This is a genomic window from Rothia sp. (in: high G+C Gram-positive bacteria), from assembly GCF_030540545.1.
Taxonomy (GTDB): Bacteria; Actinomycetota; Actinomycetes; order Actinomycetales; family Micrococcaceae; genus Rothia.
The window spans coordinates 162581-171328 of the sequence record NZ_JAUNVZ010000006.1; the positions used below are offsets into that span (position 1 = coordinate 162581).

Here is an 8748-nt window from a genome sequence, read left to right on the forward strand (position 1 = left end):
CAATGAAAGTTCTTAGAGAGCCTGCTGCGCATCCTCTTTCAATAGTCAAGCACGCAGTGGGCACAGGATTACTCACTGTTTTCAAAGGACTTAAACATATGAGCGACAAGCTCGATAAAACGGCAGCCGCCGAGGAGAAACCCAAGAAGAAGTGGCTCAAGCGCATTCTGCTGATTCTGCTGATTCTTCTGCTGGTGATCACTCTCGGTATTGGCTTCTATATCTGGCGTATTGGCAACATCTGGGATACTCAGACTCAGAAGTTTGACGATAAGAGCATGAGCGATATTCAGGGAGATCTGGATCGTTTGAAGAAGGCAGCGGAAGAGGGCAAGATTGAAAAGCCCGTGCCCGCAGGCGAACGCGTTAAGGCGACCGACGCCTCCGGCAATGAGGTAGAGATCCCCGCACCGGGCGTTCACGACGTGAAGGATAGCGAAGGCACCGATATTCTGCTGCTTGGTAGCGACCAGCGCTTTGGTAGCGAGACCGATTCCTCCGGTGCACGTGCCGACACCATTATGGTTATGCACGTTCCCAAGGATGGGCACGGTGTTTACCTGGTCTCGATCATGCGCGATAGCTGGGTAAATATTCCCGGCTTCGGTGCAGCAAAGATTAATGCGGCGCTGAACTGGGGCGGTATTGCCCTGCAAATTCAGACCGTGGAGCAGGTCCTCGGCGTCAAGATGGACCACGTTGCCGAAATCGACTTTAATGGTTTCAAGGATTTGACCAATGCTGTGGGTGGCGTGGATGTGAATGTGACCCGTCCCTTCACCTCCTCCACCGGCGTGTGGACCTACACGCAGGGTATGAACCACATGGATGGTGCGCAGGCTCTGGCCTTCGTGCGTGAACGCTATGTGTTTGGTGACGGTGACTACCAGCGTGTGCGTAACCAGCGATCCTATCTGCAGGGTCTGGTCAACACCATGAAGGCTAAGGGTGCTCTGAGCAATATTGTGGAGTTCCAGAAGGTTGTGGAGTCCCTCTCGCCCTATCTGACCGTGGATTCCGGCCTGAACGCCGGCGAGATCGTCAATATTGCGCGCCCGGTGATTCAGAAGGGCGTGACCGATATGCATATGATGACCCTGCCGAATGCGGGCCCCGGCTGGTCCTATAACGGCCAGTCGATTATCGTGGTGGACGATACCGCGGTCTCTGAGCTCTCCGAGGCTCTGCGTACCGACTCCATGCAGTCCTACTCGCCCACCAGTGGTTATAGCTAAACCGCTCGTGGTTCACCGTAGTAGCGTATAACTCTCTGACATGAGAAGAATAGCCAAACCCCGGTTTAATGCACCTATTGCATTGCGCCGGGGTTTGGCGTATCCTTTAAGACTGGTGTTAATCTCAGTGAAGCTCTATCGACGCAGAGCCAGCGGGAGACACCACTTGCACCCTCGCGGTGCAAGCCACCACCCCTGTGCCTAAGCGCTGACCCCGAATGAGCCAATCTCGCTAGGTTAGGCGGGCACCGGCATCGAACAGTACTGAAAACGATGACACGGGCTGTGCAGGCGGTGAGATAGAAGAACCAAGTTGTCGAGATAAGTGAGTCCATAACGTGGCATACGCAATCGTACGCGCTGGCGGTCGTCAGGAGAAGGTTTCCGTTGGCGACATCGTAACCCTGGATCGTGTTGCTGGCGAGCCCGGCACCACCATCGAGCTGCCCGTCGTGCTGTTCGTCGACGGTGACAAGGTCATCGCAGACGCAAAGTCCCTGGCATCCGCTAAGGTAACTGCTGAGAAGATTGAAGACCTGCGCGGTCCGAAGATCGTTATTCAGAAGTACAAGAACAAGACCGGTTACAAGAAGCGTCAGGGTTTCCGCGCTGAACTGACCACCGTCAAGATCACCGCAGTTTCCGCATAATCACACGAAAACATTCGGATTAACTTTTACCTAAGGTAGGACTGAAATGGCACATAAGAAGGGCGCTAGCTCCACCCGTAACGGCCGTGACTCGAACCCCCAGTACCTCGGCGTGAAGCGCTACGGCGGTCAGACCGTCAACGCAGGCGAGATCCTCGTTCGTCAGCGCGGCACCCACTTCCACCCCGGCGTTAATGTTGGCCGCGGTGGCGACGACACCCTGTTCGCTCTGGCAGCAGGCACCGTCGAATTCGGTACCCGCAAGGGCCGTAAGGTCGTGAACATCCTGGCAGCAGCTGAGTAATCAGCCCGTCAGAATCACTGAAGATAAGGGGGTAGGGGCAACTCTACCCCCTCATCGTATCTGTACATTAAAGGAGAAAACGTGGCAGAATTCGTAGACCGCGTGGTGCTGCACGTATCCGGCGGCAATGGTGGCAACGGATGCGTATCCGTACGACGCGAAAAATTTAAGCCCCTCGGTGGCCCCAACGGTGGTAACGGTGGCAACGGCGGTGACGTGATCCTGCGCGTGGACAACCAAACCACCACCCTGCTGGAGTACCACCACAGCCCCCACCAGCACGCCCCCAACGGCGATATTGGCCGCGGCGATATGCACCACGGCTACAATGGTGAAAACCTGATCCTGGGCGTACCCCAGGGCACCGTGGTCAAGGACCGCGAAGGCAATGTGCTCGCCGACCTGCTGCGTGTAGGCGACGAGTACGTGGCAGCACACGGCGGCATGGGCGGTCTGGGCAATGCGGCGCTCGCCTCCACCAAGCGTAAGGCACCCGGTTTCGCACTATTGGGCATCCCCGGTGAAGAAGCAGACGTTGTGCTGGAGCTCAAGTCCATTGCAGACGTAGCTCTGGTGGGCTACCCCTCCGCGGGCAAGTCTTCCCTGATTGCTGCCATTAGCGCCGCACGCCCCAAGATCGCTGACTACCCCTTTACCACCCTCATCCCGAACCTGGGCGTGGTGCAGGCAGGCGATGTTCGCTACACCGTGGCGGACGTTCCCGGCCTGATTGAGGGCGCCTCCGAAGGTCGCGGTCTGGGTCACCGATTCCTGCGCCACGTGGAGCGTTCCAGTGCCCTGGTGCACGTGATTGACTGCGCAACCCTCGAACCCGGTCGCGACCCGATCAGCGACTTTGAGGTCATTCGCGGCGAACTGGAGAACTACGAGGTTGACCCGACCGCGGGTGTGACCGTTCCCCTGAATGAGCGCCCGCAGATTGTGGTGCTGAATAAGATTGACGTACCCGAAGCGCGCGAACTGGCGGACTTCGTACGCCCCGAGTTTGAGGCTATGGGCTATAAGGTCTTCGAGATTTCTACCGCCTCCCACGAGGGTTTGAAGCCCCTGATCTTCGCCATGGCTGCCCTGGTTGAAGAGGACCGTGCCGCTCGCGCAGCAGCCGAGAAGCAGGCACCCGAGGTTGAGGTTGAAATTATTCGACCCAAGGGTTTCCGTTCCAAGAAGAAGCAGGAATTCTTTATCCGCCGCGAGGAGCGCAACCTGGAGCCGCTCTTCCGCGTGATCGGTGAGAAGCCCGAGCGTTGGATTCAGCAGACCGACTTTAATAACGATGAGGCTGTGGGTTACCTGGCGGACCGCCTGGCGAAGCTCGGTGTTGAAGATGAGCTCTTCAAGGCCGGTGCACGCGCCGGTGACGCCGTGGTGATTGGTGAGAACGATAACTCCGTGATCTTCGACTGGGAGCCGACTATGGTTGGCGGTGCCGAGCTGCTCTCCTCGCCGCGCGGTACCGATGCCCGTCTGGAAGAGATTATTCGCCCCACCCGCGCGCAGAAGCGTGTGGAGTACAAGGAGCGTATGGACGCCAAGGCGGAGGCACGCGCCGAGCTGGAGCAGGAGCGCCAGGCAGGCGTGTGGACCGAGTCCGTGGAGTACCGCCGTAAGCTCAAGGAAGGCGCAGCCGATCTGGATAAGATCGATATGCCCGAAGCTGACTAGCACTCTTTTCGCTCTGAACCGGCGGGTTAGCGCTGACCGGCTCTAGGGAATATATGAAAAGCCCCGCGGCTCTCACATTGAGAGCCGCGGGGCTTTGTATAAACCTGCCTGTTAGGAACGAACCATAATCGCCTCGGAGGCACGATCGACCTCTGGAGCACCGGAAAGAATGCGATCACGGGAGGTATCCGAAGGAATCACAGCACCCGTATTCTGATCATAAATCTCCACACCGGCAGGGTAGAACATCAGCTGGGTGGCGTTCGGACCACTGGTCTGCTTCCAATGAATCAGCAGTGCACCGCGATCCCAACGAACCGTGGGCGCATTATAGGAGGTACCCGCATCCTGAATAGCGGTAATGCTCAGGCCGTTAATCTCGGCGTAGGGCGCGCTCTTAGCGGTCCAAGAAATGTGATTATCGGTCACATAGAGCTTGCGGGTGGGAGCTAACCAAGAACCCTGAATACTGGAATAATCACCGCGGGCAATCTGCGAAGTATTCATACCCGAGCTGGAGGCAGCCTGAGCGCTACTGGGAGCCGCCGAGGAAGGGCTCGGGCGGGTGGCGTTATTAGTGCTCTCGGCAGCGCCGCTGGGGCTGGGGGAGTAGCTCGAGGTACTAGCACTGGCGGTGGAGCTCGGTGCAGGGGCGGTAATAGCGGGTACGTTAATCTGCGGAGCCTCAGTGGAGACTCGAGTCATCATATGGGGTGAGAGATCATCGGCGCGGCTGGTCAAAGCCACCACACGCAGAGTCGACTCATTACTTTCAACCTTCGCACCCGTAAACGGGTTCTTTAGTGCCACGCCCTCGGGATAGACCATAATATAGGCACTCTTATCGGAGTGGGCGCTGGACTCCCAGCTCAGAATTAGTGCGCCATCCTGAACTTTCTTGGAGAACTTATCGTAGGTGACAGACTTGTCCTCCGGAAGTAGGCTCAGCTGAGAGAGCTTAGCGAAAAGCGCATCATTGTTGCTCCACTCCATGCCGCCCTGCACCACAGCGAGCTTCTGGGAAGAAGAAGCCCAAGTACCGGTCAGAGCCGTGAAATCGCCGCGGGCAATAGCGTCCAGGGTGCTAGAGTGCGCGGAAGAAGTCGAAGCGCTGGAAGAAGCGCTCGCGCTCGGGCTGCTACTCTGGGAGCTTTCAGTACCGGGAATAGAACAAGAGCTCAGCGTTAGCAGAGCAGTGAAACCCAAGGTGAGGGCGGGGTAAATACGTGCGTGGTGGGGCATAGAGACTACCTATCGGTGTGATCGACTGCTATGTGTGATTATTCGGTAATAATACTAACAAATCCAGCCTATCAGATTCCCCACATCGAGAAGCACAAAAAAGTCACGCCCCGTGTTTTGCTATATCGTATAGACAGAAACACGGGGCGTGATACACCTTTAAGACTTAGCCTTAGGAGTCGCCGCGGCACCGCGCGGGCTAATCATCTGACCGGCGCATTCAAGCGTATCGGCGCTTATAGCCGTGCAGGTAATATCACCCACCGTAATCTTATGCCCGGGCGCCAACTCCACAGCATTGGGCTGCACGAGCGTCTTGAAAGCATCCAGCTTAGAACTGGAACTATTGGTTAAATAGCGGCGTACCTTCGGCTCGGCACCGCTGGGAGTGACCTGCATATAGTAGACCGGATCGCCCAGCAGCTCCCAATTACGCGGCTTGGTGGCGCTATAGAACATGCAGGTCACCTGAGAACCCCCAACCGCCGCATTAATATAGCAGGTATTCGGCCGACCATTGGTGCTACCCAAAGAAATAAAGGCACTCTGCGCGCCGGAAACCGTACTAAAACGCGCCGGATCCTCCTCAATTGCCGTAGCACGAGTCTCAGTCAGAGTCTTCAGCTCCGGCATAGAGGCGGTGGAGGACATGATCGTGGTGGCATTATCGCTGCTCACCGCACCGTAAAAAATACGATCCTTCCAATCCTCAGAAGCAATCAGCGCACCGGTTGACTGATCGCGCACGCTCACACCCGCCGGGTAAAACGTGAACTGCACGCTATCGCTATAACGCAGATGCAGAGCTCCACCGCTCTGCTCAACCGTAGGCTTGAGGTGCTCTTCGCCACCCTGAGCAGCATGAACCTTCAGGCCATTCAAGGTTAGGGTCGCACGGTCGGTCACGCTATACTCGCCGCTATTACCGCTAATAACGAGTGCGTTTTTATCGCCATTCCAGGTGCCCTGAATACTGCTAAAATCGCCGCGCGCAATCTGATCCAGATTCATGGTTGAGGAGGGAGCACCATCGCTTGCGGGCGCAACAGAAGACGCCGCGTGAACGCTAGCGCTAGGAGAAGAGCTGGGCTGAGCGCCTGCACTATTGGAGGCGCTCACGTGGGTGCTGCTAACGGAGGCACTCGGGCTCGAGAGCGCGGGAGTTCCGCAGGCGCTGAGTACGAGAACCGCCGCCGCGCTGAGAAGACCCAGCGTGGTTCGAGAGTGTTTCATTCTGACCTTGTAGTGAGTGTTCAGTACGGTGCCTCGCGTGTTGAGTCGGCGAGTGAGTGAGAAGCCTGACTCTGTAACGATGGTTCACCGTGGAGTGAGTGAGTTGAACAGAATTAGCGTACCAGGTTTTTGGAGGTTTGGGTGCTTTCGACCCGTATTATTGGACAGATTTCCTGTGTTCTTAGTTACTCGTAATAAGAGATGGGTTTGTGAGTACGAGAATCGTGACTATATGAGATCGGAAAGAGCTGTTGAGACTGGGCTGCTGTTTAAGAAAAGGGTGATTCGTGCGAGTGGTTGCGTTTGCGAGTTTCGAGGTGAGAGTTGAGTTTTTGAGGCATGGTCGCTGGTTCCGGCGCCGCTGCGGAGATTGAAACTTCGCGGGTGCTCAAACATTGCTCAGCTCGCCCCTTTTTGAGACGTGCTTGAGTTTTTGAGAGGACGCGAGCTTCGCAAAACTGCGCGCCGACGCTCGTTTCTTCTCCTTGCGGCTTATGCTCATATGTCACGTTTCTGAGGTGGTTGGGGCTTGTGCGTTCAGTCCCTGAGGGGCTGCAAATGGGGTTTTCAACTGCTCGCGTCTCACGGCGCTCCTTTCCCGCCTTCGGGATGCTTACGACCCGTGCGTTTCTTACTTTTTGTGAATGTGCCAGATTTTCTTTTCGCGTCGCGAATAGTATTTTTCGTCGCGAGGGAAGACACCCCTCGCGACGAAAAATACTATTCGCGACGCGAAGGGGTAACTCGCATACCCGCATGGGATGATGCTCTGAGGAACCGGTAGGGCTGGAACGTAAGTGCATTGAAAGAACGCGACTGCCTTGGTATCGTCCCATGCCTAAGCTAATCGGGCTAGATACACTACGCAGTCCCAACGGATCTTAGAGGTACCCTGTTGCCCTACCGTGGCTCAGTGCCGATAGTTCTTTAGTCTTGTTTCTAAAAGTGAAATACAACCATAAATAAAAACCGCCGAATGCATTCCTAGAAACGCATTCGGCGGTTTTAGAACCAATATGCAGATGAGACTAGTCCGTCACGAACTCACTATTGAAGTAGTACAGCTTATCCTGAACGGGTAGGCGAACCACACCGTGAGGCGAAACGAGGAAACCAGCGCCACTCGTCTCGGTACAACGAACAGTAGAATCAGCTACAACTGCGCACGTAATTCCATCTGCGCTGAGCTGTTGGACAACCTGCAGAGTCTTATGAGTGGCCCTGGTATCTGCAGCAACATAGACACTTTGAGTATAGTAGCTAAAGTATGCTTCGACCGGACCACCGGATGCCTGCGGACGAGTAGGCACTATGCTTGCTTTATAGGAGCCGGTAGCTCCACCAGCAGTTTCAGCATCCTGCTTCTCGCTAATAATTTCGCAGCGAGCGCCGTTAACCTTATTGATAGAACATAGATTAGGCTTACCATTAGTCGTACCAATCTGGAATACCAGACCACCCTGACCGCTGAAACTTCCCTGGGGTGCGTAGTCTGCAGGGTCTGCATCCGAGATGGCAATACCTCCAGATACTTTGGCATATTCCGGAGTGTCACTGATGCGACTCATAATGGTGCTTGACAGACCCGGGCCGTCCGCGGGCTTGCCGGAGACAATACGGTCTTTCCAGTCCTCAGTATCCAGGTACGGGGTGTTGGGGCCACCAATACCAAACTCAGTACGAGGGATCTTCACACCGGCGGGGTAGAAGCTAAGCATCTGACCGTCCGGCCAACGCATAATTAATGCGCCATTTTCGCGGGTGACCGTTGCGGCTCCTTGGGCACCGCGGCTTTGAACGCCGTAATACTTTAGACCGGAGAGTTCCGCGTATGCACGCCCATTGACACTCCACTCAGCTTTATTGTTCTCCACAAAGAGCGAGCGTGCGTTAGACTGCCACGCGCCTTGAATACTGGAGAAATCACCCTTGGCAATCTGATCCAGGTTCATACCTAGGCTTAGGGGTTTCTTTTCTTCCTGTGCCGGTTCGGAGGCGGGTGCGCTGGGGCTGGGGGAGAAGCTCATGGAGGAGCTCGGTACGGCGCTTGCCGAGGCGCTTGCACTTGCGGTGGTGGTGCTCGGTAGCGCGGTAGAGACCTGTTTCATGACGTACTTGGTGTAGTCGGTGGTGGTCGTATCGGGGATTGCCACGATACGTACTGTGGAGGTGTCAGAGTCTACTACGCTGCCGGTGGGGTTTTTGATGGCGATGCCTACGGGGTAGATGATTAGGCGTGCGCCGCTGGGAGTTGAGGACTGTGCGCCGTTAGTTGCCTGGGTATTGGCGGATGCGCTCGCAGAGGGTGTAGCCGAAGCGCTTGAGGCTTCGCTAGGTGCAGTGCTTCCTTCGGCAGTGCTGGAGGGTGCCGAAGATGCGGTTGTAGAAGAGGAAGTATCAG

At 56.1% G+C, this 8748-nt stretch carries 7 protein-coding genes; 4 read left to right on the forward strand and 3 right to left on the reverse strand.

Annotated elements, in window-relative coordinates; translation table 11 throughout:
* The first annotated feature begins 98 nt into the window (after positions 1–98).
* The 4 genes from Q4P78_RS06725 (at position 99) to obgE (ending at position 3872) form a co-directional block, all read left to right on the forward strand.
* Positions 99–1235, forward strand: coding sequence for an LCP family protein (locus tag Q4P78_RS06725; RefSeq protein ID WP_303339587.1), 1137 nt, complete (start codon positions 99–101; stop codon positions 1233–1235).
* 338 nt (positions 1236–1573) lie between these two features.
* Entirely contained in the window at positions 1574–1885 is a 312-nt protein-coding gene (gene rplU, locus Q4P78_RS06730; RefSeq protein ID WP_303339588.1) for a 50S ribosomal protein L21, read from the forward strand.
* Positions 1886–1931: 46 nt separating this feature from the next.
* Positions 1932–2189 carry a 50S ribosomal protein L27 gene (gene rpmA / locus Q4P78_RS06735; RefSeq protein ID WP_303339589.1) on the forward strand — a complete coding sequence of 86 codons (258 nt, stop codon included), beginning with the start codon at positions 1932–1934 and terminating at the stop codon, positions 2187–2189.
* Between the two features lie 81 nt (positions 2190–2270).
* Positions 2271–3872: a GTPase ObgE gene (obgE, locus tag Q4P78_RS06740; RefSeq protein ID WP_303339590.1), complete on the forward strand. Its 1602-nt coding sequence runs from the start codon at positions 2271–2273 to the stop codon at positions 3870–3872.
* A gap of 111 nt (positions 3873–3983) precedes the next feature.
* Here the strand turns inward: obgE and Q4P78_RS06745 are convergent, their stop codons facing one another.
* From Q4P78_RS06745 to Q4P78_RS06755, 3 genes are all read right to left on the reverse strand, one after another.
* A complete protein-coding gene (locus tag Q4P78_RS06745; RefSeq protein WP_303339591.1) occupies positions 3984–5114 on the reverse strand; it encodes a DUF6287 domain-containing protein in 1131 nt (376 codons plus the stop codon).
* 159 nt (positions 5115–5273) lie between these two features.
* On the reverse strand, positions 5274–6347 hold the full coding sequence (locus Q4P78_RS06750; protein WP_303339592.1) for a DUF6287 domain-containing protein: 1074 nt from the start codon (positions 6345–6347) through the stop codon (positions 5274–5276).
* A gap of 1028 nt (positions 6348–7375) precedes the next feature.
* The coding region (locus Q4P78_RS06755) for a DUF6287 domain-containing protein (protein ID WP_303339593.1) at positions 7376–8748 on the reverse strand (1373 nt) is incomplete at its 5' end.

Bases quoted from the DNA above. Each gene is read 5' to 3' on its own strand.
- Q4P78_RS06750 (WP_303339592.1), bottom strand. From the start codon at position 6,347: ATGAAACACTCTCGAACCACGCTGGGTCTTCTCAGCGCGGCGGCGGTT.
- Q4P78_RS06725 (WP_303339587.1), top strand. From the start codon at position 99: ATGAGCGACAAGCTCGATAAAACGGCAGCCGCCGAGGAGAAACCCAAG.
- rpmA (WP_303339589.1), top strand. From the start codon at position 1,932: ATGGCACATAAGAAGGGCGCTAGCTCCACCCGTAACGGCCGTGACTCG.
- Q4P78_RS06745 (WP_303339591.1), bottom strand. From the start codon at position 5,114: ATGCCCCACCACGCACGTATTTACCCCGCCCTCACCTTGGGTTTCACT.